The 26,694-nt window shown below is 72.9% G+C and carries 25 protein-coding genes; 17 read left to right on the forward strand and 8 right to left on the reverse strand.

The genetic code is table 11. The features are described 5' to 3' along the window. The first annotated feature begins 5 nt into the window (after positions 1–5). From FVE25_RS03460 to FVE25_RS03480, 5 genes are read left to right on the forward strand one after another with little or no spacing between them, the layout of a single operon-like run. A complete protein-coding gene (locus FVE25_RS03460) occupies positions 6–1,154 on the forward strand; it encodes a PfkB family carbohydrate kinase (RefSeq protein ID WP_246266577.1) in 1,149 nt (382 codons plus the stop codon). 4 nt (positions 1,155–1,158) lie between these two features. Beyond that, positions 1,159–2,508 carry an extracellular solute-binding protein gene (locus FVE25_RS03465; RefSeq protein WP_157244889.1) on the forward strand — a complete coding sequence of 450 codons (1,350 nt, stop codon included), beginning with the start codon at positions 1,159–1,161 and terminating at the stop codon, positions 2,506–2,508. Continuing rightward, positions 2,505–3,383, forward strand: coding sequence for a carbohydrate ABC transporter permease (locus tag FVE25_RS03470; protein ID WP_157244890.1), 879 nt, complete (start codon positions 2,505–2,507; stop codon positions 3,381–3,383). Before FVE25_RS03465 ends, FVE25_RS03470 begins: the two co-directional genes overlap by 4 nt. After that, positions 3,380–4,159, forward strand: a complete 780-nt coding sequence (locus FVE25_RS03475) for a carbohydrate ABC transporter permease (RefSeq protein WP_157244891.1) — start codon at positions 3,380–3,382, stop codon at positions 4,157–4,159. The genes FVE25_RS03470 and FVE25_RS03475 overlap by 4 nt, the downstream gene beginning before the upstream one ends. Before the next feature lie 19 nt (positions 4,160–4,178). Next, positions 4,179–6,812 (forward strand): sugar-binding protein, encoded by a 2,634-nt coding sequence (locus tag FVE25_RS03480; RefSeq protein WP_157244892.1) that lies wholly within the window; start codon positions 4,179–4,181, stop codon positions 6,810–6,812. Here the strand turns inward: FVE25_RS03480 and FVE25_RS03485 are convergent. Beyond that, complete coding sequence (locus FVE25_RS03485; RefSeq protein WP_219825279.1) at positions 6,793–8,373, reverse strand: alpha/beta fold hydrolase; 1,581 nt, start codon at positions 8,371–8,373, stop codon at positions 6,793–6,795. The genes FVE25_RS03480 and FVE25_RS03485 overlap by 20 nt on opposite strands. A gap of 206 nt (positions 8,374–8,579) precedes the next feature. Between FVE25_RS03485 and FVE25_RS56165 the strand changes: the two genes are divergently transcribed. Together FVE25_RS56165 and FVE25_RS03495 are read left to right on the forward strand one after the other, a co-directional pair. Beyond that, entirely contained in the window at positions 8,580–10,151 is a 1,572-nt protein-coding gene (locus FVE25_RS56165) for a PQQ-dependent sugar dehydrogenase (protein ID WP_181019429.1), read from the forward strand. 135 nt (positions 10,152–10,286) lie between these two features. Then, positions 10,287–11,147 (forward strand): alpha/beta fold hydrolase, encoded by an 861-nt coding sequence (locus FVE25_RS03495; RefSeq protein WP_157244894.1) that lies wholly within the window; start codon positions 10,287–10,289, stop codon positions 11,145–11,147. Between the two features lie 419 nt (positions 11,148–11,566). Here the strand turns inward: FVE25_RS03495 and FVE25_RS03500 are convergent, their stop codons facing one another. Both FVE25_RS03500 and FVE25_RS54945 read right to left on the reverse strand, forming a co-directional pair. After that, the gene (locus tag FVE25_RS03500) at positions 11,567–12,091 is read right to left on the reverse strand and encodes a snapalysin family zinc-dependent metalloprotease (RefSeq protein ID WP_157244895.1); all 525 of its coding nucleotides are present in this window, start codon (positions 12,089–12,091) and stop codon (positions 11,567–11,569) included. Between the two features lie 84 nt (positions 12,092–12,175). After that, positions 12,176–13,243 (reverse strand): acyltransferase family protein, encoded by a 1,068-nt coding sequence (locus FVE25_RS54945; RefSeq protein ID WP_246266579.1) that lies wholly within the window; start codon positions 13,241–13,243, stop codon positions 12,176–12,178. A gap of 87 nt (positions 13,244–13,330) precedes the next feature. Between FVE25_RS54945 and FVE25_RS54950 the strand changes: the two genes are divergently transcribed. After that, complete coding sequence (locus tag FVE25_RS54950; RefSeq protein WP_181019485.1) at positions 13,331–13,654, forward strand: hypothetical protein; 324 nt, start codon at positions 13,331–13,333, stop codon at positions 13,652–13,654. A 529-nt stretch (positions 13,655–14,183) separates the two neighbouring features. On the opposite strand, the gene FVE25_RS03520 is transcribed toward FVE25_RS54950, so the two are convergent. After that, a complete protein-coding gene (locus tag FVE25_RS03520; RefSeq protein WP_157244899.1) occupies positions 14,184–15,113 on the reverse strand; it encodes an alpha/beta hydrolase in 930 nt (309 codons plus the stop codon). An 84-nt stretch (positions 15,114–15,197) separates the two neighbouring features. After that, entirely contained in the window at positions 15,198–15,848 is a 651-nt protein-coding gene (locus FVE25_RS03525; protein ID WP_157244900.1) for a class I SAM-dependent methyltransferase, read from the reverse strand. Between the two features lie 88 nt (positions 15,849–15,936). Here FVE25_RS03525 and FVE25_RS03530 point away from each other — a divergent pair, with 88 nt between their 5' ends. The 4 genes from FVE25_RS03530 (at position 15,937) to FVE25_RS03545 (ending at position 18,995) form a co-directional block, all read left to right on the forward strand. Further along, the gene (locus FVE25_RS03530; RefSeq protein ID WP_157244901.1) at positions 15,937–16,458 is read left to right on the forward strand and encodes a DUF6609 family protein; all 522 of its coding nucleotides are present in this window, start codon (positions 15,937–15,939) and stop codon (positions 16,456–16,458) included. A gap of 45 nt (positions 16,459–16,503) precedes the next feature. Then, the gene (locus FVE25_RS03535; RefSeq protein ID WP_157244902.1) at positions 16,504–17,889 is read left to right on the forward strand and encodes a selenium-binding protein SBP56-related protein; all 1,386 of its coding nucleotides are present in this window, start codon (positions 16,504–16,506) and stop codon (positions 17,887–17,889) included. Continuing rightward, entirely contained in the window at positions 17,886–18,482 is a 597-nt protein-coding gene (locus tag FVE25_RS03540; RefSeq protein WP_425489469.1) for a hypothetical protein, read from the forward strand. Before FVE25_RS03535 ends, FVE25_RS03540 begins: the two co-directional genes overlap by 4 nt. A gap of 87 nt (positions 18,483–18,569) precedes the next feature. Continuing rightward, entirely contained in the window at positions 18,570–18,995 is a 426-nt protein-coding gene (locus FVE25_RS03545; RefSeq protein ID WP_157244903.1) for a hypothetical protein, read from the forward strand. A gap of 30 nt (positions 18,996–19,025) precedes the next feature. Here the strand turns inward: FVE25_RS03545 and FVE25_RS03550 are convergent, their stop codons facing one another. Continuing rightward, the gene (locus tag FVE25_RS03550; RefSeq protein WP_157244904.1) at positions 19,026–19,451 is read right to left on the reverse strand and encodes a hypothetical protein; all 426 of its coding nucleotides are present in this window, start codon (positions 19,449–19,451) and stop codon (positions 19,026–19,028) included. 489 nt (positions 19,452–19,940) lie between these two features. Between FVE25_RS03550 and fusA the strand changes: the two genes are divergently transcribed. The 3 genes from fusA to FVE25_RS03565 all read left to right on the forward strand — a co-directional run bounded on the left by fusA (position 19,941) and on the right by FVE25_RS03565 (position 22,738). Next, positions 19,941–21,944 (forward strand): elongation factor G, encoded by a 2,004-nt coding sequence (fusA, locus tag FVE25_RS03555; protein ID WP_157244905.1) that lies wholly within the window; start codon positions 19,941–19,943, stop codon positions 21,942–21,944. Between the two features lie 115 nt (positions 21,945–22,059). Continuing rightward, positions 22,060–22,389, forward strand: coding sequence for a DMT family transporter (locus FVE25_RS03560; RefSeq protein WP_157244906.1), 330 nt, complete (start codon positions 22,060–22,062; stop codon positions 22,387–22,389). Positions 22,390–22,417: 28 nt separating this feature from the next. Further along, complete coding sequence (locus FVE25_RS03565) at positions 22,418–22,738, forward strand: DMT family transporter (RefSeq protein WP_157244907.1); 321 nt, start codon at positions 22,418–22,420, stop codon at positions 22,736–22,738. Here the strand turns inward: FVE25_RS03565 and FVE25_RS03570 are convergent. After that, positions 22,716–23,735: an MDR family NADP-dependent oxidoreductase gene (locus tag FVE25_RS03570; protein ID WP_246266580.1), complete on the reverse strand. Its 1,020-nt coding sequence runs from the start codon at positions 23,733–23,735 to the stop codon at positions 22,716–22,718. The two genes, FVE25_RS03565 and FVE25_RS03570, sit on opposite strands and share 23 nt — an antisense overlap. 20 nt (positions 23,736–23,755) lie before the next feature. Between FVE25_RS03570 and FVE25_RS03575 the strand changes: the two genes are divergently transcribed. Both FVE25_RS03575 and FVE25_RS03580 read left to right on the forward strand, forming a co-directional pair. Beyond that, complete coding sequence (locus tag FVE25_RS03575; RefSeq protein ID WP_157244908.1) at positions 23,756–24,145, forward strand: MarR family winged helix-turn-helix transcriptional regulator; 390 nt, start codon at positions 23,756–23,758, stop codon at positions 24,143–24,145. Between the two features lie 61 nt (positions 24,146–24,206). Continuing rightward, complete coding sequence (locus FVE25_RS03580) at positions 24,207–25,430, forward strand: ion channel protein (RefSeq protein WP_181019430.1); 1,224 nt, start codon at positions 24,207–24,209, stop codon at positions 25,428–25,430. Here the strand turns inward: FVE25_RS03580 and FVE25_RS03585 are convergent. Further along, positions 25,408–26,658 carry a cryptochrome/photolyase family protein gene (locus FVE25_RS03585; RefSeq protein ID WP_157244909.1) on the reverse strand — a complete coding sequence of 417 codons (1,251 nt, stop codon included), beginning with the start codon at positions 26,656–26,658 and terminating at the stop codon, positions 25,408–25,410. The two genes, FVE25_RS03580 and FVE25_RS03585, sit on opposite strands and share 23 nt — an antisense overlap. Positions 26,659–26,694: the final 36 nt, after the last annotated feature.

The raw sequence follows: 26,694 nt of genomic DNA on the forward strand, positions 1-26,694 counted from the left end.
GTACCGTGTACGACCCTCTCGCCCAGCGGCGAAGCCCCGAGGGCCCCCAGTTCGACGTGTTCCTCGCAGGAATGGTCTTCCTCGACATCGTCTTCACCGGCCTGCCCGCCATGCCCACCGCGGGCAGCGAGGTCTGGGCCGAGGGCATGGGCTCGTGCCCCGGCGGCATCGCCAACCTCGCCATCGCCGCCAGCCGCCTCGGCCTGCGCACCTCCCTGGCCGCCGCCTTCGGCGACGACGACTACGGCGACTTCTGCTGGCGCACGCTGGAGGAGCAGGAACGCGTGGACCTGTCCAGGTCCCGGCGCTTCGAGCACTGGCACTCGCCGGTGACCGTCTCCATGGCCGTCGACCGCGACCGCAGCATGGTCACCCACGGACACCCCTCGCCGCTGGCCGCCTCCGAGATGATCGGCAAGCCGCCCGCGACCCGCGCCGTCATCGTCACGCTCTCACCCGACGAGCCGCTCGGCGGCGACGCCGACGGCGGCTGCAACTGGGCCGACCTCGCCCACCGCGACGGCGCCCTGCTCTTCGCCGACGTCGGCTGGGATCCCTCGGGCGCCTGGCCGGCCAGCCTGCTCGACCAGCTCTCCGTCTGCCACGCGTTCATGCCCAACGCCGTCGAGGCCATGGCCTACACCGGGATGGACACCCCGCGCGACGCGCTCTACGCCCTCGCCGACCGGGTACCGGTCGCCGTGGTCACCGACGGCGCCAACGGCGCGATGGCCATCGACTCGGCCACCGGCGAGGAGGCGTTCGTGCCCTCGCCCCGGGTCCACGCGCTCGACCCCACCGGCGCCGGCGACGTCTTCGGCGCCGCGTTCGTGCTCGGCACCCTGTCCTCGTGGCCGCTGGCCGACCGGCTCGCCTTCGCCGGACTCTGCGCGTCGCTGGCCGTACAGCAGTTCGGCGGCTCGCTCGCGGCGCCCGGGTGGGGTGACATCGCCGACTGGTGGCACGAGGTGCGCGCGTCGTCCGGCCACACCGGCGCCTACGGCGAGTCGCTGGCGCGGCGCTACGCCTTCCTCGACACGCTGGTCCCCTCCGTGCCGGTCGGGGCGGTACGCCGGGCGGCCGCGACCGTCGCACGTTACGCCGACCTCGGGATGGCCCCCGAGCCGCCACGCACGCCCGCCCCGAAGGAGTAAGCCCATGACCGCCTCGACGCGTGCCCTGCTGGCCGCAGCCGTAGTGGCGCTCACCGCGACCGCCTGCGCCCCGGGGTCCTCGGCGCCGCCGGCCGCGTCCTCCGCCCCGTCGAGCCCCGCCGCCGTCCGCACCGACGCCGCCGCCCTCGGCAAGGTGACGCTGACCGTCTGGGACCAGGAGGTGCGCGGCGCGCAGAACGCCCAGATGACCGCGCTGAACTCCGCCTTCATGGCGAAGTACCCCAACATCACGATCAAGCGGGTCTCCCGCTCCTTCGACGACCTCAACACCACCCTGCGCCTGGCCCTGAGCGGCAACGAGCCGCCGGACGTCGTCCAGGCCAACAACGGCCGCCCCCAGATGGGCGCCTTCGTCAAGGCCGGCCAGCTACGCCCGCTCGACCCCTACGCCGAGGCGTACGGCTGGAAGAAGCGCTACCCCCAGTCGGTCCTGCAGTACGTCAGCTACACCCCCGACGGCAAGGACTTCGGCCGGGGCAACGTGTACGGCATGCCCCAGGCGGGCGAGGTCGTCGGCATCCTGTACAACCGCGCCAAGCTCGCCAAGCTCGGCGTCCAGCCACCGGCGACGTGGGCGGACTTCCAGGCGGCGCTGGAGAAGGCCAAGCAGGCGGGCGAGCAGCCGATCATGCTCGGCAACCTCGACAAATGGCCCGCCGTCCACGTCTTCGGCACCGTCCAGGGCCAGCACGTGCCCAAGGAGCAGATCGCCACCCTCGGCTTCGGCCGCAAGGGCGCGAGCTGGAGCACGCCGGAGAACACCGCGGCCGCCGCCCAGCTCGTCGAGTGGATGGACAAGGGCTACCTCAACAAGGACGTCAACGGCCTCGGCTACGACGCCGGCTGGCAGGCGTTCGGCAAGGGCAAAGGCGTCTTCGTCATCGGCGGGAGCTGGCTGATCGGCGAGCTGGGCCCGGACATGGGCAAGGATCTCGGCTTCATGCTGCCGCCCGGCGCCCCGGTCGCCACCGGCGGCACCGGCCTGCCGTTCGCGGTCACCGCCAAGAGCCCCAACCCGGACGCGGCGGCGGCCTACCTCGACTTCATCACCAACCCCGAGGCGATGAAGGTGCTCACCCAGAACGACCTGCTGCCGGTCGCCGACACCGACCAGCAGGCCGTCGAGGAAGGGCCGCAGAAGGACATGTTCACCGCCTTCGCCGCGATCACCAAGCAGGACGGGCTGGTGCCGTACCTCGACTACGCCACGCCCACCTTCTCCGACACGCTCGGCGCCGCGCTCCAGGACCTGCTGGCCAAGAAGGCCACACCCGAGGAGTTCCTGGCCACGCTGGAGAAGGACTACAAGAAGTTCGTGGACAGCAACGGATGAACCGGCCGCCGGGCGAGCCGCGCCGGGTCGCCTATCTGTACCTGCTGCCGGCCTTCGCCGTCTACGCGGCCTTCCTGCTCTACCCGATCGGCCGGGCGGTCCAGCTCTCGCTCTACGACTGGGACGGGCTGAGCCTCGGCACGTGGGCGGGGCTGGGCAACTACGCGGCCATCGTCGCCGACGAGGACCTGCGCGCCGCCTTCGGGCACGCCTTCGTGCTCATGGTGTTCTACGCGCTGCTGCCGCTGGCGATCGGGCTGATGCTGGCGGCCGTCCTCAACCACGCCAAGGTGCGCGGGCTCGGCTTCTTCCGGACCGTCGTCTTCCTGCCCCAGGTCGTGGCCATGGTCGTGGTGGCGGTCGCCTGGCGGCAGGTGTACGCCTCCGACGGCTCGCTCAACGCCCTGCTGGAGGCGGTCGGCCTGGGCGCGCTCACCCGCGGCTGGCTCGGCGACTACACCTTCGCCCTGCCGGCCGTCGGCGTCATCGGCACCTGGTTCGAGACCGGGCTGGTGACCGTGCTCATGCTGGCCGGGATGAGCAAGATCGCGCCGGAGTTGTACGAGGCCGCCCGGCTCGACGGCGCCGGCGCGGTGCGCGAGTTCTTCGCCGTCACGCTGCCGTCGGTGCGCGGCGAGATCGCGGTCGCGCTCACGCTCACCGTGATCGCCGCGCTGCGCACGTTCGACCTCGTCTACATCACCACCGAGGGCGGGCCGGGCACCTCCACCTCCGTGCCCTCCTACGAGGTCTACCACCGCGCCTTCCAGCTCGGCCAGGTCGGCTCCGCGGCGGCGATCGGCGTCACCCTGACCCTCGTCATCTTCGCGATCTCCTTCGTGATCAACCGCTTCGCCGACAGGAGCACCTCGTGATCTCCCGCTCGGAGCGCCTGGCCAACTACGCGATCCTGTCCGTCTTCGCGCTCTTCGCCCTCTTCCCCATCCTCACGATCCTCCAGGCGGCGGCCGGCGGCGGCGTCGACGGCTTCGTCCAGGCGTGGGAGACCGGGCACTTCCACACCTACCTGCGCACGAGCCTCGGGGTGTCGGCGTTCGTCGTCGTGGTCAGCGTGATCCTGTCGATCATGAGCGGGTACGCCTTCGGGACCATGCGCTTCCGCGGGCAGAACGCGCTCTTCTACCTGTTCCTGCTCGGGATCATGATGCCGAGCGAGGCCATCGCCGTCCCCCTCTACTTCGACCTGCGCAGCCTGGGGCTCACCGACACGTTCTGGTCGATCGTGCTGCCGCAGGTGGCGCTGTCGGTGGCGTTCGGCACCTTCTGGATGCGCGCCTACTTCCGCTCCAGCAGCCGCGCCATCGTCGAGGCCGCCCGCATCGACGGCGCCTCCACCTGGCGCACCCTCTGGCTCGTGCTCGTGCCCCCGGCCCGGCCGGCCATCGTCACCCTCACCCTGCTGGTCTTCATGTGGACGTGGAACGAGTTCCTCATCCCGCTGATCATGGTCACCAGCGAGGGGCTGCGCACCGCGCCGCTCGGGCTGGCCTTCTTCCAGGGGCAGTACACCGCCGACTTCGCCCTGCTCGCCGCCGGCTCCGTCATCGTCGCGACGCCGGTCGTCGTCTTCTACCTGTTCCTCCAGCGCCACTTCATCCGCGGGCTGCTCCAGGGGGCGGTCCGCGAATAGCTCCCTTCCGGAGGTCCTCTTGCGTCTGGCGACACCCTTACTCACCGCTCTCCTGCTCACATTGACGCCCGCCGTACCCGCGCAGGCTTCGCCGCAGCCTCCCGCCGACCTCGGCGCGCTCTTCGTCGGCGCGCACCCCGACGACGAGGCGTTCAGCCTCTCCACGCTGGGCCAGTGGAAGCAGGACCACGGCGTGCGCACCGGCGTGGTCACCGTCACCCGCGGCGAGGGCGGCGGCAACGCGGTCGGCCCCGAGGAGGGGCCCGCGCTCGGGCTCCTGCGCGAAGGCGAGGAGCGCGCCGCGGTCGGCAAGGCCGGCATCACCGAGGTGTTCAACCTCGACGACGCCGACTTCTACTACACCGTCAGCGCGCCGCTCACCGACCAGGTCTGGGGCGGCGACACGCTGGCCAAGGTCGTCCGCATCGTCCGGCAGACCCGGCCGGAGGTGCTGCTCACCATGGACCCGGCGCCCTCGCCGGGCAACCACGGCAACCACCAGCAGGCCGCCAGGCTCGCCGTCGAGGCGTTCTACGCCGCCGCCGACCCCGAGGCGTTCCCCGAGCAATTGACCGAGGAGGGCCTGCGGCCGTTCGCCCCCGCCCGCCTGCTGCTCGGCGGCGCCCGCGGCATCACCGCGCCCGCCGGCCCCGGGTGCGAGGCCGTCACCGACCCCGTGCGCAACGTCTACGGCGTGTGGAGCGGGCGCGCGCACCAGGGACGCACCTGGGCGGCGATCGAGCGTGACGCCCAGCGCATGTACGCCTCCCAGGGCTGGGCCGGTTTCCCCGACGTGCCGGCCGATCCGGCCAAGCTCGGCTGCGACCTGTTCACGCAGGTGGACTCCCGGGTGCCCTTCCCCGCGCCGGGCTCGCCCGCGGCCGCCGCGCCGACCGCGATCCTCGACGGGGCGCTCGTCCGGGCCCCCGGGACGGTGCCGCTGGGCACCGAGTTCACGCTGACGGCCGCCGCCTTCGACGTGCGCCCGGGCAAGCCGTTCACCGTCCGGGCCGAGGTGCGCGGGCGCGAGGCGCTGGGGCGCGCGTCGGTGAAACCGCAGGTCCCCGCCGGGTGGCAGGTCACGGGCTCCGGCGACCTCGGCCGCCTCACGCCCGGCCGCCGGGCCGCCGCCACGTTCACGATCACCCCGCCGCAGGGGGCCGCCACCGGTCAGCGGGTACGGCTGGCCGCCACGCTGACCACCGAGCGGGGCACCGGGTACACCGATCGGCCGGTCGAGGTGGGCGCCGCCGTACGGGTGACGCAGCAGCTGCTCCCGCAGGTCGGCCAGTACGAGAAGTGGGTCGGCGGGCTGCCCGCGGCGCAGCTTCGCGGGCTGGTGACGCCCGTGCTCACCCTGGCGTCCGGCGGCTCGCGGCAGGTCGGGGTCGTGGTGACGAACGTCGGCGACACCGCCCAGTCGGGGACCGTGAAGGTGGAGCTGCCCCGCGGGTTCACCGCAGACCGGGCGGAGGCCCCCTACAGCGGCCTGGCGCCCGGGGCGTCCGTGACCGTGCCGTTCACCGTGACCAACTCCGATCCGTCGCTGAAGACCGCCAACGAGGGCGGCGACTACGTCTACACCGTCACCGCCACGAGCGACGGCGGTTCCAGCGTGAGCCGGCCCGCCCTGGAACTCGTGCCCGCCACCGTGATCCCGCGCTCCGCGGTGACGGTGGACGGCGTGGAGGGACCCGGCGAGTACCCGGGCCCGGCGCTCGACGTCTCCCGGCTCTGGGAGGGCACGGCGTGCTCCTCGGCGGCCGACTGCTCCGGGAGCGCCAAGGTGGCCTGGCACGACGACACCCTCTACGTCCTGGCCACGGTCAAGGACGACGTCGCCGGCACGCGGCTGCCCGCCGCCGACTGCAAGCGGCACTGGCGCACCGACGCGCTGGAGGTCACCCTGGACCCGCGCGGGGTGTCGGAGAACACCTCCACCACGTTCAAGGCGGCCGTGCTGCCGGTGACGGCCGAGGGGCCGCCGTGCACGCTGCGCGACGCCGACAACCGCCAGGGCCCGGCGAATCTGCCCGTCGCGGTGAAGCCCGCCGAGGGCGGCCACACCATCGAGCTGGCGATCCCGCTGGAGCAGGTGCCCGGGGCCGTGGATCCGGGCCGGCTCGGGCTCAACATCCTCTACTACGACTCCGACACCCAGGACAAGACCGGCCAGACCCGGATCGGCTGGTCCACCTGGGGCGGCGTCCAGGGTGACCCGTACCGGTGGGGCCTGGCCACGCTGCCCGGCTACCAGCCCCCGCCCGGCCGCCCGGCCACGCCGCCCGCCCCGGTCCTGCCTGCGACGGCGCTGTCCAGCCTGGACTCGCCGGCGTCGCTGGAGCAGGCGGCCAGGCTCGGCCTGCCCCTGGCGGGCGGGCCTCCGGCGGCGGCCCCTCTGCGGGTCGCCGCGGCCGTCGTCCGCGGGGACGAGGTGAAGGTCACGCTGGTGGCCGGGGCGCCGGGCAAGGCGCACCTGTTCGTGCGGGACGCCAAGGGTACGGCGGGCAGCCGCGTGGTCACCGTGTCCCGCAAGGGGGTCACCACGGTCGGCGTGCCGCTCGGCCGGGAGGTGTCCGGCCCGGGCACGTTGGCCACCGGATGGCAGGCCGGCGACGGCACCCGGGCGTCGGTCAGGCCCCTGGGCAGGTGAAGTCGCGGGACGGAAGGCGGCCGCCGGCGAGGTAGGCGTTGACGGCCCGATCGGCACAGGGCACCGGCGTGCCGCCTTCCGCGCCCCTTCCGTACACCCCGTGGGCCCGGATCTCCGCCGTCACCAGGCGGGATCCGGCCAGCCTGCGGTGCAGGACCCGGGCGCCGGCGAGGTTGTCCGAGGCGGCCTGCAGCATCAGCACCGGCACCCGGTTGCGGATGGCGGTCACCGGCTCCGGCCGCTCGGCATCCCAGTACGCGCAGGGCGCCATCATGCCGTTGACCAGCGGGCCGAACACCGGCTGGGCGGCACGGCCGCGGGTCATGTTGCGCCAGTACGTGCCCGGCTCCTGCGGCCAGCCGCCCGCGGGCCAGCCCGCGTCCCCGCACATGTACAGGACCGCGCCCTCCATGCTCCGGGCCAGCTCGTCCGAGCGCAGCAGCCGGATCATGGCCTTGAGCGACGGGCTCGGCTCGGCCCGCGGGCCGGCGGCCAGATCGCGCACGACCTCCGCCAGGGCGACGTCCTGTTCCCGGTGCTGGACGAGCTGCCTCAGCAGGAGCCGCACCGTGCCGGCGTCCAGCCGCGCCCCGCCCACGGACGGCGGCCGGTATTCCGCCCGGTCGAGCACCCGCTGCACCACCGCCCGCACCTTCGCCCCGGTACGGCCCAGCCCGAACCGCCCGTGCCGGGCCGCCGCCCACCGCGCCCAGTCGTCCAGCGCGGCCTCCAGCGGCGCACCGGCCTGCTGGAAGAGCTCGTACTGCGTGGCCCCGGGATCGCTGGAGGAGTCGATCACCATGCGATCCACGCTGCCGGGGAACAACTGGGTGAACACCGCGCCCAGATCGGCGCCGTAGGAGACGCCGAAGAAGGACAGCTTCCGCTCGCCCAGCGCGGCGCGGATGGCGTCCATGTCCCTGGCGACGTTGCGGGTGGAGGCGTGGGGGAGCAGGTCCCGGTTGTCGCCGTGCTCCAGGCATCGGCGGGCGGTCTCCCGTGAGGCTCGCAAGGTGGCCTCGAAGTCGGCGCGCGGCGTGGTCCTGGCCGGTGTGGCGGGCCTGGCCCGCGCCGGGCCGCAGGAGATCGGCGTGCTCTCGCCGAGGAAGCGCGGGTCGAACCCGATCAGGTCGTAGCGGCCGGCGACGTCCTTGAGCGTGGCGCGCAGCCCGAGCGTGAACGCCAGCCCGGTCCCGCCCGGCCCGCCGGGATTGGACAGCAGGACGCCACGCCGCGGGCCCGTGGCCTTGACCCGGGAGATCGCGATCTGGATCGTACGGCCGGCCGGGTCGGCGTAGTCCAGGGGCACGCTCACCTTGGCGCACTGGGCGCCCGCCTCCCTGAGCGCCCTGTCCCGGCACGCGCCCCAGGTCAGGGAGGCGTCGGCCCGGGCCGGGGCGGCGTCGGCCCGGCCCGGGGCCGCGTCGGCCCGGGCTGGGACGGCGGTGAGCACGCTCGAGGCGAGGGCCAGGCAGAGGGCGCCGGCCGCGAGACGCGCCGGGGTGGTCCGTGACAGGCGGAGATTCGGCATGTAGATCTTCGACTTGTAGATCTTCGGCATGGGGACCGAGGCTAGGCGTGCTCCGGAAGGCGGCGTATCGGCCGGACGGGGGAGACCCGATGGCCATCCGGCTGACCCGGCGGAAGCCGTACCCAACACTAAAAACCTGAAAAACCCGAAATGTCGCCAGATGGCAGGGTAAACGGTCTTTGTGGCGGGTGTTTCGGTCCTTGACAACCGGATGTGGGGTTTTGTCATGTCGCCTCATGGTGCTTATCCGCACGCTGCTCGCGACCACCCTCATCGCGACAGCCATCCAAGCCCCGGCCCACGCCGCGCCGGCCAACATCGACTTCACCCGTCCGGAAGTAGTGGCCAGCGGCCTGCAGATCCCGTGGGGCCTCGCGTTCCTGCCGGACGGGAGCGCGCTGGTCTCCGAACGCAACAGCGCCAGGATCGTCCAGGTCAGGCCGGGCTCCGCGCCGGTGGAGGTGGCCCGGGTCCCCGGCGTCGTCCCCGGCGGTGAGGGCGGCCTGCTGGGCATCGCCGTATCCCCCACCTACGCTCAGGACCGCTTCGTCTACGCCTACCACACCGCCGCCTCCGACAACCGGATCGTGCGCTTCACGCTGGCCAGCCCCACCGCCACCACCGTGATCCGCAGCGGCATTCCCAAGTCCAGCATCCACAACGGCGGCCGCCTGGCCTTCGGCCCCGACGGCATGCTCTACGCCAGCACCGGCGACGCCAACAACACGGGCAACGCCCAGAACGTGCAGAGCCTGGGCGGCAAGATCCTGCGCATGCGCCCCGACGGCACCGTGCCGCCGGACAACCCCTTCGGCGGCTCGCCCGTCTACACCCTCGGCCACCGCAACGTGCAGGGACTGGCCTGGACGGCGGCCGGTCAGATGTACGCCACCGAGTTCGGCCAGAACACCTGGGACGAGGTCAACCAGATCGTCGCCGGCGGCAACTACGGCTGGCCGATCGTCGAGGGCAACGGCGGCGACCCGCGCTTCCGCAACCCCATCGTCACCTGGAGCACCTCGGAAGCCTCGCCCAGCGGCGCGGCCATCATCGCCGACACGCTGTTCGCCGCAGCCCTGCGCGGCACCCGCCTGTGGCGCGTCTCCGTGACGGGCGGCTCGCCCGACTCCGTCCTGCGCGGCACGTACGGCAGGCTCCGCCACGCCGCGGCGGCCCCCGACGGCTACCTCTGGATCATGACCAGCAACCGCGACGGCCGCGGTACCCCCTCCGCCCAGGACGACCGCGTCGTCCGCTTCCCTCCCGGCGGCGGCCCGGGCGGCGAGACCGTCTTCGAGGACGACTTCGAAACCGACAAGGGCTGGACCACCGACCCCGGCGACACCGCCACCTCCGGCCGCTGGGAGCGGGGTGACCCCGAGCAGACGACCAACGCCGGCGCCGTCATCCAGCTCGGCACCACCGCCGGCGGCGCCAACGACCTCGTCACCGGTCGCACCGCCGGCGCGCAGGTCGGCGCCAACGACGTGGACGGCGGCCTGACCACCATCCGCTCACCCCAGATCACCCTGCCGGCGGCCACCCGCCTGACCCTGTCGTTCTCGGCTTACCTGGCCCACCTCAACAACGCCTCCTCGGCCGACTACCTGCGCGTGCGGGTCGCCGGCACCACCGTGTTCGAACGCCTCGGTTCCGCGACCCAGGTAGCCGGTTCCTGGCAGCCGGCCACCGCCGACCTCACCGCCTTCGCCGGCCAGACGATCCAGCTGGAGGTCCAGGCCAACGACGGCGCGACCGCCAGCCTGGTGGAGGCGGGCGTGGACAACGTCCGCATCACCAAGTCCTGATTCTTCCGGCCACTCGGCCGCCGTCTCCTCACCCCGGAGGGAGGCGGCGGGCGGGTTGAGCGCCGTGCGACCTAACTCCTTATGGCGTAAGGTATCGTGGTAATCACTTACGCCGTAAAGAGATAGGAGCCTGTCATGCCGACCGCGACCCTTCACGACGGGGCGTCCATCGAGTTCGAGATCCACGGCGACGGGCCCGCCCTGCTGCTGCCCCTCAACCCCAGGCCCGCCGACGACCCGGTGAAGGCGGCCGAGGCCGCCCAGTGGGGCGCCGACCTGTCCCTCGGCCACACCCTGGTCACCGGCCTGAGCGACGCCTTCCGCGTCATCGCCTTCGACTACGAGGGCCACGTGCTGACCCGGCCCAAGCCCGCCACCCTCACCCCGGACAACCTGGCCCGCGACATCCTGGCCGTCGCCGGCGCCGCCGGAGCGGACCGCTTCGCCTACTACGGCTACTCGTGGCTGGCGCTGACCGGGCTGCAACTGGCCATCCGCACCGACCGGCTGTCCGCCCTGGTCATGGGCGGCTTCCCGCCCATCGGCGGGCCGTACAAGGAGATGCTCGCGGTGACCGCGGCCACCCACCGCATGGCACTGGACCCGCAGCCCGCCACACCGGCGGGGGAGACGGCGGAGACGGGGGAGGCGGCGGAGGCGGGTGACTGGGGCGGCGTGCAGGTCTCGATGTCGCCGGAGCAGACCCAGCAGTTCGTCACCCTCTACGAGGCCCTGCAGAACTTCGACGAACCGGCCGCCCAGGAGCGCGTCGGTTGCCCGCGGCTGTGCTTCGCCGGGGCGAACGACGTGATCGAATACGGCCCGCGATGGGGCGGGGTCACCGTCGACATCGCCGGGCCGTTCACCGCGCGGCGGGCGGAGATGGAGGCGCACGGCTGGGACGTGCGCCTCCTCGACGGGCTCGACCACATGAGCGGGATGCACGGAGCGGCCGTGCTGCCCCTCATCCGGCCCTGGCTGGCCGGCGTCCTGTGACCCTGGGGAGGGATGACCAGCGGACCCTGGGGGTGCGGACCCAGGTCCACTGATCCTGGAAACGCGGGAGGCGGATCAGCGGACCCTCAGGAGGGACCGGCGGACCAGGGGCCACTGATCCCGGGGGGCGGATCAGCGGACCCTGGGGGAGGGGCCGGGCGGAGCCAGCGGACCGGGCGGGCCGGACAGTGCCGGCGGACCCGGGTCCACTGATCCCGGGAACCGGGGGCGGATCAGCGGACCTCGGGAGGGACCGGCGGACCCGGGTCCACTGATCCTGGAAACGCGGGAGGCGGATCAGCGGACCCTCAGGAGGGACCGGCGGACCAGGGGCCACTGATCCCGGGGGGCGGATCAGCGGACCCTGGGGAAGGCTCAGCGGACCCAGATCCGCTGAGCCCGGGAACCCGGAGGGCGGATCAGCGGTCCACGTGCACGATGCCGAACTCGACTTCGGGAACGACGCTGCCGGAGAAGTTCCGGTCCACCTCGGCCCTTTCGGCCGCGTTCGGGTTGGGGTTGCGGCAGGACGTGCCCGCGCTGGACCCCGACATGAGATCCGTGCACCGGCCGGTGCGCCGGTCGGGCAGGCCGAGGATGTGGCCGATCTCGTGCGTGGCGATGCGCGGCACGTAGTGGCCCTGCTGGACGGCCGTGCGGCCCATCCAGATGGTCCCGCGCCCGAGGCTGGTCGGCAGCGCCCGCGGCCAGCCGTTGTCGGCGAGGACGACGAAGTCGGCGGGGGTGCCCGGCACCATGCGGACGTTGACGACGCTGGAGTTCCAGACCTGCGCCGCTTGGTCGATTGCGCCACGGAACTCCGCCGCCCGGCTCGCGTCGTACCGCAGCACCCGCACCATGGTGAGGGACTGCGCCGGCGAGCTGATCAGGAGAATGGCGACGGTGAGGAGGAGGGAGAAGACTAATCGGAGGGTTCGTGACATAGGTCCTCCTAGAAATGGGGGGTGCTGTCACGTTATGCGGGTCTTCCCTCTTCGGGGACGCCCCAGATTGTCCCTAACATCGTGTTATGGTCGCGGGCGCTCGGAGGACCGGAACGCCGCCAGGCACACCAGCAGCGCCGCCCCGAACACCGGCAGCCACACCAGCCGCCACCCAAGCCACGCCACCTCCCCTGGCGCCGTGTGCACCCCCGGCAACGGGCCCATCGGCAGGGCCAACGCGGTCACGGCGATCATCGCCGTCTGGTGCCATAGGAAGATCGTCATCGCCGACAGATTGAGCAGCGCCGTCGCCGCCCACGCCACCGGCCGGCGCAGCACCCGCCCCAGCGGCCGGTACAGCAGCAGCCCCGCGCCGCACTGGGCCAGCCCGAACGCGACCGCCGCCAGCGTGGGCGGATTCAGGTTCGACACCGGCGCGCCCGGAACCCCGACCATCGCCGCCGGATACCCCGCCCACACCACCAGCGCCGCCGCGGCCGCCGCGCCGCCGGCCAGCAGCCCCCACCTCGCCGACCGGCCGCGCCACCTTCCCGCCGCCCAGGCCGCTCCCAGCGTGTACGGCACCAGCCAGCCGGCGGCCAGGTTGACCCAGCCCAGCCACTCGGGGGCGGCCAGGCCGTACCGGAGCACGTCGACGACCACGACCACGCCCAGCGGCCAGCCGGGATGCAGCCGGAGCACCAGCGGGGTAGCGGCGGTCAGGGCCGCGAACACCAGCAGGAACCACAGCGGCGAGACCACCAGCTTCACCAGGGCCGCGACGGTGTCCACGGCCGACCCGGACGCCAGCATCACCCCGGCGGTCCCGGCCCACACCAGCACGACGGGAAACACCGGCCGCGCCAGCCTGACCAGCCGCCTCCGCAGCCAGAGCCGGTAGGAACCGGTGTACGACGTGGCCGCCGTGATGCCGCCCACCAGGAAGAACAGGGCGAGGGTCTGGAACGCCCAGGACAGCGGGGTCATCTCGGGCAGGAACTTCAGCGGGCTGGTCACCCGGATCGTCCCGCTCTCGGCGACCAGCGCGGTCACCAGCCAGTGGCCCAGGACGACGCCCAGGATGGCAACGGCACGCAGCCCGTCAACGGCACGATCCCTGGTAGCCGGCGTAGCCCCCTCAATCCGCCCCACCAGCCCACCCCGCCCCCGGCCACCACGCGCATCCGGGCCGCGGTGCCCGTTCCGGTCATCCGAACCAGCCGGATCAGACTGAGAAGGTTGACCGGACGGCTCCGGGCGGCCGTTTCGGCCACCCAAGCCGGACAGACCAGGCAGGGCCGGCTGCCCAAGGCGACCGGCATGGCCGGGGTGGCCGGGGTGGCCAAGGTGACCAAGGCGGTCAAGGCGGCCGGGGTGGCTGGGGCGTCCAACGTGGCCGGACTGGTCGGGTCGTCCAAGCTGGTCGGTCTGGTCGGTCTGGCTGGGTTGGTCGCGCTGATAGAGCTGATCGGGTTGCGTTGGTTGGCCGAGTTGGGTGAGCTGCCCGGGTTGGGTGAGCTGGATGGGCCGGTCCCGTCTGCCGAGTCCATGGGCATGGGCTAGTCCTACCGGCCCGCCGGGTCCGCCCGGCTCGCTGGGTCTCCCGGGTTCGCCGGGTCCGCCCTGCCCGCCGGGTCCTCCCGGTTGGCCCGGTCTGCTGGGTGCGCCCGGTGTCTCGGGCCCGCTGGGTCCGCCGGCACTGTCCGGCCCGCCGGGCCCGCCCTGCCCGCTGGGCCCACCCGGTCCCTCAGGTCTGCTGGGTCGGTCATGCTCGCCGGGTCCCTCGAGTCCCTCGGGTCCTCCCGGTTCGCCCCGTTTGCTGGGTGCGCCCGGTGTCTCGGGTCCGCCGGCTCTGCGTGGGCTGTCCGGCCGGCTGGGTCCGCCCCGTGTCTCGGGTCCGCTGGGGCCGCCCGGCCCGCCGGGTCCTCGCGGCCCCCTTTCTCCGTCCGGTCCGCCCCGTCCCCTTGCTCCGCCCGGTCCCCCCGGTGTCTCGGGTCCGCCGGCTCTGTCCGGCCTGTCCAGTTGGCTGGGTCCGCCCAGTCCTGCCGGTCCGCTCGGTTTGCTGGGGTCTTGGGGTTGGTTGGGGAGGGTTTCAGTGGTCATGGCCGGTCACGATCTGGGCGATGGCCCGTAGGGAGGGGAAGCCGGGGGTCAGGTAGTCGTTGTGGGTGGCCGTGCCCGCGGGGAAGACGCGGGCGCCGAAAGCGGGGGAGACCGGGTCGGCGCCGAGGCCGAGCGTGGCGAAGCCGAGCGCGAAGCTGGCGTGCGGAACGCCGGCGATCCAGTCGCGGCTGCCGCGCCCGGCCCAGACGGTGGCGGTGGTGCGGAGCCCGGCGGCGGTGGTGGTGCCGGCGCCGGGGCTGCCGTAGAGGACGATGTCGTCCACGGGCAGGCCCGGGGCGGCGCTGCCGCAGACGACGGCGCCGTAGGAGTGGCAGAGCAGTGACAACCGGGCGCCGGGCCGGGCGGCGGCCAGGGAGCGGGTGAAGGCGCGCAGGCCGGGCGCCGCCTCCTCGGCTCGGGTGGTGGTCGCGACGGTCAGGCCGGTGCCGGACGGCGTGGCGTACCCGAGCCACGCGATGACGGCCCCGCGCTCGCCCAGCGCCGCGGCCAGGTTGGCGGCCCCGCCGTACAGGCGGCCGTAGGTGTCCAGGGTGGTGCCGGAGCCGGGGACGAGCACGGCGATGCGGTCGGCGCGCGCGAGGTCGCCGAAGACCTCCGCGCTGCGCCCGCCGTCCCGCCCGTCGAAGGAGAGGAAGCGCCGCCCCGGCGCGGCCATCGCGCGCAGCGCCGCCGCCCGTCCCTCGTGGCCCGCCGCCGCGGCCGCCCGCTCCGCGCCGCGGATCTCGGCGCGGGCGGCGGCGTACCGCGCGTCGAGGGTGGTCACGCTGAGGTACGGCAGGGCCGTCGGCACCGGTGCCGGGACCGCCGAGGAGCCGGCCGCCCCCGAGACCGGCGCCGCCACGGAGGCGGCGACCAGCGCGGTGAGCAGGCGACGTCGCAGACGGGTGGAGAAGCGCATGCCCACGACGGTAGGCATCACGCTCTGTCACAAGCGTCCCGCGCGAGGGGGGAACGCGGAAGTCCCTCTCAGGGGGGACGCAGGCTAGGCCGGGCGGGTGGCCCGCACGTAGTAGAGCATCGGCTTGACGTCCCCGTCGTCCACGACCTCGAAGCCCGCGTCCGGGATCAGCTCGCCCAGCAGGTCACGCGGCTCGTGGCGCATGGCGGGCCCGGACAGCATCCCGGTCAGGCGGCGCAGCAGCGGGTGCGCGGGCGGCCGGAACTCGGCGATGAGCAGGCGCCCGCCCGGCCGCAGCACCCGGTACATCTCCTGCACCGCCCGCCCGCGCGCCGCCACCGGCATGTGGTGCACGGCCAGGCTCGAGGTCACGACGTCGAAGGTGCCGTCCGGCAGGTCGAGGTCCTGCCCCTCGCCGACGATGTAGGCGCAGTTGCCCGGTGCGTGCCGCCGGGCGTGGTCGATCATCGGCGGCGACGGGTCCACGCCGGTCACGTGCCCGGCCGGGCCGATCACCGGGGCCATGATCCGGGTCAGGTACCCGGTGCCGCAGCCGACGTCCAGCACGGCGTGGCCGGGGCGGATGCCGGCCAGCGCGGCAAGCCGGGTGAACGCCTCGCGGCGGCGGCCGAGGTAGCCCAGGCCGGCGAGGAACTCGTAGGCGCGCGGATGGTCGATGGTGCCGCCCTCGTCCATGTGCTCGTCGTGGTTGTGCAGCAGCCTGCCCAGTCCCATGAGGGCCTCCTTCCCCGGTGCATATTCCCTGCCCAGCCAGGAACGACCCGGAACAAGGTATATATCGGGACGTGGGAGGCTATGCGGCGTGAGTACCCTCGAGCCCCTTCTGGCCCATCCGTACCCGTTGATCCGGGGCGGTGGCCTGTTCCTGCTCTTCCTCGGCCTCGGTTTCCTCCTGAGCTGGATCTTCCGCACGCGCTGGCTGGTCTTCGTCATCGGCGGCTTCGCCACCGGCCTGACCGCGAGCGGGCTGAGCGCGCTGCTGCCCTCGCTCGGCTCGCCCTCGTTCGCGCACATCGCCGGTCTGGCCGGCGCCATCGTCCTCGAGATGGGGCTCATCTACCTGACCGTGACCCGGTTCAAGGACGCCGGCGAGCGCACGCTCATCCTGGCGATCCTGTTCGTCGTGGGCGTGCACTTCCTGCCCATGGGCCTGGCGCACGGCCCGCTCATCGTCGTGCTCGGCCTGCTGCTCATGGCCAACGCCGTGGCCGGCCTCAAGCTCACGCGCGTGCCCATGCAGGTCTTCGGCATCCTCGACGCCCTGCTGAAGATGGGGTTCGGCGCCGTCATGCTGCTGGCCTACCCGGCGCTCACGTTCACCTGAGCCGATATCTATTGACCTTGTAGGAAATATAGGAATCCTGGGGGTATGGCCCTCTGGACTCCTGATCCCACCTTCTACCCTTCGCCCCGCGACGCGGCCGCGGGGCCGCCCGAGAAGCTGGCCTACATCGCCGCCTTCGACCGTAAGGCAGAGAAGCCCGACGCGATAGCCGTCCTCGACACCGACTCGGCCTCGGCCACGTACGGCACGCTCGTGGGCTGGACGGACCTGCCCAACACCGGCGACGAACTTCACCACTTCGGCTGGAACGCCTGCAGCAGCGCCCTGTGCCCGTCGGCACCGCACCCCCACACCGAGCGGCGCTACCTGGTCGTGCCCGGATTACGCAGCTCCCGCATCCACATCTTCGACACCAAGGACCGGGTCAGCCCGGAACTGGTCAAGGTCATCGAGGCGGAGGAACTGGCCGCCAAGGCCGGCTACTCGCGGCCGCACACCGTGCACTGCGGGCCCGACGGGCTCTACGTCTCGGCGTTGGGCGGGGCCAACGGGGACGACGGCCCGGGCGGCATCGCCGTACTCGATCACCAGAGTTTCGAGGTGCGCAGGCGGTGGGAGGTGGAGCGCGGGCCGCAGTACCTGGCCTATGACTTCTGGTGGCACCTCAACCACGACGTGCTGATCACCTCCGAGTGGGGCACGCCGTCGATGATCGAGGACGGGCTCGACGGGGCGCTGCTGCTCAACCGCAAGTACGGTCACCGGCTGCACATCTGGGATCTGCCCAAGGGCCGCCACGTGCAGGAGATCGACCTGGGCGACGAACACCAGATGCCGCTCGAGCTGCGCCCCGCCCACGATCCCAGCCAACAGTACGGTTTCGTGGGCGTCGTCACCAGCGTGGCGGATCTGTCGGCCTCGGTGTGGGTCTGGTTCCGCGACGGCGAGCGGTTCGCGGTGCGCAAGGTCATCACGATCCCGGCCGAACCGGCCGACGCCGCCGACCTGCCGCCGCTGCTGCAGCCGTTCGGGGCGGTGCCGCCGCTGGTCACCGACCTCGACCTGTCCGTGGACGACCGGCACCTCTACGTCTCGTGCTGGGGGACCGGCGAGCTCAAGCAGTACGACGTCACCGATCCGTTCGACCCGATCGAGATCGGCTCCCTGCGCATCGGCGGCATCACCGGGAAGAAGGCGCACCCGGCCCAGCCCGATCGGGAGCTGCGCGGCGGCCCCCAGATGGTCGAGATCAGCCGGGACGGCAAGCGCGTCTACCTGACCAACTCGCTGTACGGCTCCTGGGACGACCAGTTCTACCCCGAGGGCGTCGGCTCCTGGCTGGCCCTGGTGAACACCGACAGCTTCACCTTCGACGAGCGGGTGTTCGTCACCGACTTCCGCGGCCTGCGTCCCCACCAGGTCAAGCTGCAGGGCGGCGACGCCTCCTCCGACTCCTACTGCTTCCCGTGACGGTCGCGGCGATCGTGCTGCTGGGCGCCTTCCACGGGCTGAACCCGGCCATGGGCTGGCTGTTCGCGGTCGCCAGGGGCCTGCAGGAGCGCTCGCGCGGGCGCATGCTGGCCTCGCTGCCCGCCATCGCCGCCGGCCACCTCGCCTCGGTGGCGCTGGTGGCGATGGTCGTGGCCGCCACCGGCTCGCTCGTGACCGGGTCGGCGCTGGCCATCGGCGGCGGCGTGCTCCTGGTCGGGTTCGGGCTGTGGCGGCTGCTGTCGGAGCGGCACTTCCGCTGGGCCGGCATGCGGCTGACGCTCCCGCAGCTGGCCGGGTGGTCCTTCCTCATGTCCTCGGCACACGGGGCCGGGCTGATGCTGCTGCCCGTCTTCACCGGCATGCACGCGCACGGCCACGCCATGACCGGCGGCCTCGGCGCCGCCGCGCTGCACACGCTGGCCATGTTCGCCGCGGCCGGACTGACGGCGGTGCTCGCCTACGAGGCGGCGGGGCTGACGGTCCTGAAGCGGGCCTGGTTCAACGTGGACCGCATGTGGGCGGCGGCCCTGGTGGTGGCGGGCGGGATCACCCTGGCGCAGGCCGTCCTCTGAGCCGTCCGGCGAAGAAGTGCCGAACCTCGACGGAATCTCCACACGGGCTGCGGAGGCGCATCACACGGCTCTGGTCTGCTGGCTCCCGTGACGAAGCAACGGCTGCCGTTCGAGGCCGGGGAGGCGCGCTGGGCCTTCGGGTGCGCTTTCCCGGCGGTCATCGCTCTGCTGTGCGCCACGGCCGGGACGGTCCTGGAGATCCGCCTGGTCATGTGGGGGCGCGGCTTCTGCGCGGGCGACCTCGGCTCGGGCGAGAAGTTCGCCGGGCTGGTGGGCGGCGTCTTCTGGAGCCTCGGGCGGATCCTGCTGTTCCCGGTGGTCTCCGTGTGCTCGGCGGTGCTGTCGGTGCCCGTGCTGATGCTGGCGCGGACCTGGCCGATCAAGGGCTCGATCGGGCTGGAGCTCGTGGTTCTGACCCTGGTCGTCGCGATCTCGTTCGCCGGGCCGGTGGCGCTGGCCGTGCACGATTACCACGCGATCGGCGCGTGCGCGCTGCCGTCGTTCCTGCGGTGAGGGGGGTGGAGGGCGCGTCGCTCGGGGTGACTATCTCCGGCGCAGTCCGGCACGTGGCCGCGGGACCTGGTCGCTGAACGGGGTTCCGGTGCCGCCGTCGTCGTAGACGACACTGAGGCGGATACGCCCGCGCTTCTCATCCGTGCTGCGGGCGAGCGTGATGTCGGTGACTCTGCCGGGTCTGCCTTTGACGACGACGTGGTCGCCGACGGCGAAGCGGCTCATCTGCCCGCGGTCACGTCGTACCCACATGCCGATGTCACGCAACAGGAGCCTCTTCGGCTCGGTGCGCCCGGGCTTGCGCAGTGTGGCGGATTCTGGGGCGGATCCGGAGAACGCCACCCAGATCTCCCAATCGTCACGGACCAGCGTCATCATCGGCCCGTCCGCGTCGTACTTGCTGACCACCTTCCAACCTCGCTGCTGGGCCTTGGTCTCTAACGCGTTCGGATTCATCGTGACCTCCTCGTGCGCGTAATCGTTACCTTCCTAGTAGTAGGCGATCGGGCGTGTGGTCGAAGTAAACAGGCGGTCGATATTCGGTTGTGCCCGGAGTTCCAGGCCGCCGGCCTTGCCGCGCGGCCACGCCTTCCTGCTGGCGAAGACAGCCCGCCAAACCCTTCTGACCAGCGTCTTCACCGCCGGTACCGCCGCAGAGGCCGAGCCCGGGCCGGCCCCACGGCGGCATCGAGGCCCGGGCTCTGAAAAACGTTTCCCTCGCCGCCGCCCGTCTCCTTACACTCGCCGGGAACCAGAGATCACCGAGCGAGGGGAGACGGCCGTGCGTGACGCCACGTTCGCCCCCCGGGCCCGCCACGAGGTGATCCAGGTGTCTCCTGCCGGTCGGCGGCGGCTGCGCGCCCGCCACCGGCACCTCGCGCCCTGACGAGCTCGGGGCGTCAATCGCGCCGTCCTGCCCAGAACCACGCCGAAAGGCAGCGGACCGTGCGCACCACCCGAAAACTCCGGAACATCGGCATCCTCGCCCACGTCGACGCTGGCAAGACCACCGTCACCGAACGCATCCTGTACGTCACCGGCACCACCTACAAACGCGGCGAGGTCCACCACGGCACCACCGTCACCGACTTCGACCCCCAGGAGCGCGAACGCGGCATCACCATCTCGGCCGCCGCCGTCAGCTGCGACTGGCGCGGCTGCCGCGTCAACCTGATCGACACCCCCGGCCACGTGGACTTCGCCGGCGAGGTCGAGCGCGCCCTGCGCGTGCTCGACGGCGCCGTCGCGGTCTTCGACGCGGTGGCCGGCGTCGAGCCGCAGAGCGAGTCGGTCTGGCGCCGCGCCGACCGGCACGGCGTGCCCCGCCTGGCGTTCGTCAACAAGCTCGACCGCGCCGGCGCCGACCTGGACCGCGCGGTCGAGTCCATCCGCACGCGGCTCGGGGTGGTGCCGCTGGCCGTACAACTGCCCATCGGCCGCGAGGACGGCTTCACCGGCGTCGTCGATCTGGTCCGCATGCGTGCGCTGACCTGGGACGACGGCCTGCGCGAGGGTCCCGTCCCCGCCGAGCTGAGCGACGAGGCGGTACGGCGGCGCCGCCTGCTGGCCGAGACCGTGGCCTCCCTGCACCCGCTGGCGCTGGAGGAGTACGCGGACCGGCCGGAGCTGAGCGAGCGCACGCTGGTCACCGCGCTGCGCGAGCTGACGCTGAGCCGGGAGGCGGTCGTGGTGCTGTGCGGCTCGGCTTACCGCAACCGCGGGATCGAGCCGCTGCTCGACGCCGTCGTGGCCTACCTGCCCGGGCCCGCCGACCTGCCCGCCGTACGCGGGGAGTGGCGGGGCGAGCGGCGGGAACGGCCGGCGGACCCGGCGGCGCCGTTCGCCGCGCTCGCCTTCAAGGTGAGCACCGGGACCGGCGGGCGGCTGACCTTCCTGCGGGTGTACTCGGGCACGCTTGAGAAGGGCGCGAGCGTGTACGACGCGGTGGCCGGGCGCACGGAGCGGGTGGGCCGCATCCTGCATGTCCAGGCGGACCGGTACGACGAGCTCGACCGGGCCGGGGCGGGCGACATCGTCGCCGTCGCCGGGCTCAAGGCGGCCCGCGCGGGCGCCACCCTGTGCGCGCCGGCCGAGCCGCTGGTGCTGGAGCCGCCGGACGCCGCCGAGCCGGTCGTCTCGGTCGCCGTCGAGGCGCGCCGGAGGACGGACGCCGGCAGGCTGGCCGGCGCGCTGGCCCGGCTGGTGGAGGAGGAGCCGTCGCTGGTCGTGCGGACCGACGCCGAGACCGGGCAGACACTGCTGTCCGGGATGGGTGAGCTGCAGCTCGAGGTGGCGGTGGAGCGCGTCCGCCGCGTCCATGGGCTGGAGGTCGCCGTGGGCCGCCCGCGGGTGACCTACCGGGAGACCGTCGGGCGCGGGGTGAGCGGCGTGCTGTATCGCCACGTCAAGCAGGACGGCGGGGCGGGGCAGTACGCGGTGGTCACGATCGACGTGGCGCCGCTGGAGTCCGGGTTCGCCTTCGGCTCGGCGGTGACCGGCGGCCGGGTGCCGCGTGAGTACGTGGCCGCGGTCGAGGCGGGCTGCCGGGACGCGCTGGCCGAGGGGCCGCTCGGCCATGAGGTCACCGGCCTGCGCGTCACGCTGACGGACGGGGCCACCCATCCGAAGGACTCCTCGGAGCCGGCCTTCCGTACCGCCGGGCGGCTGGCGTTGCGCGAGGCGCTGCGGCGGTGCGCGATGGTGCTGCTGGAGCCGATGTCCGAGGTCACGGTGACCACGCCGGACGACGCAGTCGGCCCGGTCCTCGGTGATCTGGCCGCCCGGCGCGGCCGGGTGACCGGGTCTGCCGGCGCCTCGGGCAGCACCGTGCTGACGGCCGTGGTGCCGCTGGCCGAGCTGTTCGGGTACGCGACGGGGCTGCGTGGCCGGACCCGCGGCCGGGCCGGGTTCACCACCCGGCCGGCGGGTTACGCCCCGGCGACGGGCTGACCCTCGGGCCGCCCGCTCCGCGTCCGCGGGGCGGGCGGTCTCCGGGTTGACGAGATTTGCTTGTACATACATACTTCTTGTTTGTAGGTACATGCATACTAAGGGAGTCCCCGCAATGGCCTGGATCTATCTGCTCGTGGCCGCGGTCTTCGAGGTGGTCTTCGCACTGGCCACCAACGCGACCAACGGTTTCACCGAGCTCTGGCCGTCCCTGCTGACCGCCGCCGCGGCGGCCGGTGGCATCTTCTTCCTCAGCCTCGCGCTCAAGACCCTCGACGTGGGCGTCGGCTACACCGTCTGGACCGGCATCGGCTCGGTGGGAACCGTCGTGCTCGGCACGGTGATCTTCGGCGAGTCGATGACCATCTGGAAGGCCCTGGCGTTCGTCCTCATCATCGGCGGCGTGCTGGGCCTCAAGCTCTCCGACAAACTCGCCACCGCCTGACCCCCGTCTCAACCCAAGGAGCACTCCCATGGCCTGGTTCTATCTGGCGATCGCCATCGTCTTCGAGATCGCCTTCGCGCTCGGCACCAACGCCACCAAGGGCTTCACCCGGCTCTGGCCCTCGGTCTTCACCCTCGCCGCCGCCGCCGGCGGCATCTACACCCTCAGCCTGGCCCTCAGGACGCTCGACGTCGGCGTCGGCTACACGATGTGGACCGGGCTCGGCTCCATCGGCACGGTGATCCTCGGCGCCCTCATCTACAAGGAGAAGATCACCGTGCCCAAGCTGGTGTCGTTCGCCGCCATCATCCTCGGCGTGATCACCCTCAAAGTCGCCTCGGGACTCTAGGGGCGGGTCGCAGCTTCAGCAGCGCCGTACCCCGGAACCGGCCCGCGAGCTGGGAGACGAGCGCGCCCGGCGCGGCGGCGACGCCGCCCTCGACCACCGTGTGCGGGAAGACGAACCGGCCCTCCCGCACCCACCGGGCATAGTGCTCGATCCAGGCGTCGCAGCGCTCGTAGGGGGTGGTGAACCCGCGGATGCTCACATCACGCAGTACGGCGGGCTCCAGGTCGAGCGTCGGATTGCGGCCCGACAGCGAGCCGCACAACGCGAACCGGGCATGCGGGGCGGCCAGCCCCAGCGCGGCCTCGAACTGCTCCCCGGCGACGTTGTCGAAGAAGACGTCGATGCCGTCAGGGGCCAGCTCGGCCAGCCGTTCCGCCACGGGACCGTCGTGGTAGTCGAAGGCGGCGTCGAAGCCCAGCTCGTTCACCAGGTAGCCGATCTTCTCCTTGCTCCCGGTGCTGCCGATCACCCGCCCGGCGCCCAGGCAGCGGGCGATCTGCCCGGCCACGGAGCCGACCGCGGTGCTCGCGCCCGAGACGAAGACGGTGTCGCCGGGACCGGCGCGGCCGATCTCCACCATGCCGCGCCAGGCGGTGGCGCCCTGGTTGAGGTGGTACTCGGGACCGGGCAGCAGGCCGGGGTCGAGCTTGGTGACCGTCTCGTCCCCCTCGGCGGCCAGGACGTGGTCGCGGAAGCCGTACAGGTGCAGGACGAGATCGCCGGCGGCGTAGCCCCCGCTGCGGGAGGCGAGGACCGTGCCGACCGTCGGTGCCCAGGGCGGCTCGCCGAGCTCGTAGGCGGACATCGGCAGCTCGGGGTGGGGCTCGGCCGCCATCAGCTCGCGCATGACGACCGAGAGGGCCATCCAGTCGTTGCGCACGAGGAACTCGCCCTCTCCCGGGGGCCCGATCTCGGTGCGGACCACCTCGAAATGCTCTTCACCCAAGTCGGCGGACGGGCGCGCGATCAGCCGGGCCTCCATGGCGTACGTGTTCATGGCGGCCACGGTAGGAAGCGATGCGGAAGGCGAGCTTCCTCGTCCCAAGGGCGCCGGGCCGATCACCCCCGGTCCACGCGCTGCGCGAGCGGGGCGAGGTGACGGTCAACGAGATCGCGGGGGAGCTGGGGCTCGACCAGTCGGGCGCCTCCCGCATGGTGGCGCAGGCCGCGGAGCGCGGCTACCTGGCGGTCACCGCCTCGGCCGCCGACGGGCGCCGCCGTACCGTCGTGCTCACCGAGGAGGGCCGCGAGCTGCTGGCACACGCGCACGCCTGGCAGGAGGAGGTCTTCGACCGGCTCACCGGCGACTGGGCGCCGGGGGAGCGGGAGCGGTTCCACCGCGCGATGCTCCGCCTCATGCGCCGCTCCCCGGAGCTGACCTCGGGAGAGAAAGTTAACCCTGCTTGACCTTGGCGTGAGCGTCGCCCGGCAAGGGACAAACCATGACGCATGGTTGCGTGGGGCCGCGTTGAGCGGCCGCCCCGTGGCGGCGCTGGCCCGGCTGGCGCTGCCCGCGCTGATCGTCGGCGTCGGCTGCAGCCTCATCCTGCTCGCGCTCAGCTTCGCCGCCGAAGCCCTGCAAGAGGTGCTCTGGACGCACCTGCCTGCCGCCCTGAGCCTCGACGGCGGCTCGCCCTGGTGGACCCTGATCATGCTCACGCTCGCGGGCGTGGCGGTCGGCCTGGTCGTCTGGAAGATCCCCTCGGGCCCGGACCCGGCCACCGAAGGGCTGGTGGGACCGCCGGTACCCGTGTCCGTGCTGCCCGGCATGCTGCTGGCCACCGTGCTGACCCTGGCCGGCGGCGTCAGCCTCGGGCCGGAGAACCCCATCACCGCCGCGAACGTGGCGCTGGCCGTAGCCGTAGGCGCCCGTCTGATGCCCGGCGTCAAGGCCCCGGTCTGGCTCGGGCTGGGCGCCGCGGGCACCATCGGGGCGCTGTTCGGCACGCCGGTGGCCGCGGCGCTCATCCTGTCGGAGCTGGCCCTCGGCCCCAAGGACGAGCCGCTCTGGGACCGGCTCTTCGGCCCGTTGATCGCCGCCGGGGCGGGCGCGCTCACCACCGTCCTCATCGCCCAGCCCGTCTTCAGCCTGGGCCTGCCCGACTACACCCCGCACCTGCTCGACCTGGTCACCAGCATGGTGATCACCTCCGCCGCGGCGCTGGCCGGGCTGGCCGCCGTCTACGCCTTCCCGCACGTCCACCGCCTCTTCCACCGCGTCCGCCACCCCCTCGCCCGGCTCACGCTCGGCGGACTGGCCCTCGGCGTGGCCGGGATGATCGGCGGTCAGATCACCCTGTTCAAGGGGCTGGAGGAGATGAAGGAGCTCGTCCATCTCTCGTACGGCGCCGCCGCGCTGGCCCTGATCGTCGTCGTGAAGCTCGTGGCCCTGCTCATCGCGGCGACCTCGGGGTTCGTCGGCGGCCGGATCTTCCCCGCGGTGTTCATCGGCGCCGCCCTCGGCCTGCTGGCCGCCGCGCTGGTGCCCGGGGTGCCGGTCGGGCTGGCGATCGCCTGCGCGGTCATGGGCGTGGTGCTGGCGATCACGCAGCAGGGCTGGCTGAGCCTGTTCATGGCCGCCACCGTCGTGACCGACCTGGACATGCTGCCCATCCTCTGCCTCGCCCTGCTGCCCGCCTGGCTGCTCGTCAGCGGCCGGCCCCAGATGATCATCGAGGAGCCGGCGGCGTGAGCGGCCGCGGATAGCCGGGGATCGGCCGCGGGGACGACCACGGCTCGTGCACATAGGGCGCGGGCACGCCGGCCAGCTCGGGGACATGAGCGCGGATGTAGTCCCCGGCCGGGTCGAAGCGCCTGGACTGCCGGATCGGGCTGAACGACCGGTTGGGCCGCGTGTCGTTGCCGGTGCCCGCCACCCACTGCCAGTTGCCGTGGTTGTCGGCGACGTCGCCGTCCAGCAGCAGGTCGAAGAAGTGGGCCGCGCCCGTCCGCCAGTCGATCCTCAGATGCTTGACCAGGTACGCGGCGGTGATGAGCCGCGCGCGGTTGTGCATCCAGCCCTCGGCCAGCAGCTGGCGCATGCCCGCGTCCACGATCGGGAGCCCGGTCATGCCCGCCTTCCACGCCTGCTCGGCGCCGGCGTCGTCGTGCCAGGCATGGCCGCGCGGGCGGTAGTCGTCGCGGTCGATCCGCGGGAAGGCGAGCGTGACCTGGTGGTGGAAGTCGCGCCAGCACAGCTGCCGGACGAACGCCTCGTTCCCCAGCCCCGCCACCTCCAGCGGCGACACGCAGCCGAAGCGCAGGAACGGGCTCAGCCGCGAGGTCCGGTCACCGGCCAGGTCGTCGTGCCCGTCGGCGTAACCGGCCAGGTGCTCGCGGGCGAAGGCCGCCATGCGCGCGCGGGCCCGCGCCTCCCCGCCCGGCGCCGCCGAGGTGGGCAGCTCGCCCGGCTCCAGCCCGGACGGCACCTCCACCCGCCCCGGCGGCGGCAGCAGCGGCCTGCGCGCCGCCGCCGACCAGGCCCGCCAGTACGGGGTGAACACCCGGTAATGATCACCGCCCCCCGAAGGCCGCAGCAGGCCGGGCGGGACGACGGTCACCCCGGGAAACAGCCGCACCTCGATCCGCGCCGCCCCGGCCAGGCGGCGCTCACGGGCGCCGGCCAGCTCGCTCACGTCCGCGCTGGCGTAGACGGCCGTGGCGCCGGTCTCCCCGGCCATCCGCAGCGTCTCGGCGACCGTGTCGCCCCGCCGTACGAACAACTCGCCGCCCCGCGCCCGCAGCCCCTCACGCAGATCGGCGAGACAGGCCAGCAGGAACGCCGTCCGCCGCCCCGCCGGAACGGCCGGATCCAGGACGAACAACGGCACCACCGCCCGCCCGCGCTCACACGCCGCGCTCAGCGCCGGATGGTCGTGCACCCGCAGGTCACGATTGAACAGGACGATCACGGTCTCCACGCTTCCGAGAGCGTACGGCCGGCCGTCGCGCCCGGC

This window comes from Nonomuraea typhae (assembly GCF_009760925.1).
Taxonomy (GTDB): Bacteria; Actinomycetota; Actinomycetes; order Streptosporangiales; family Streptosporangiaceae; genus Nonomuraea; species Nonomuraea typhae.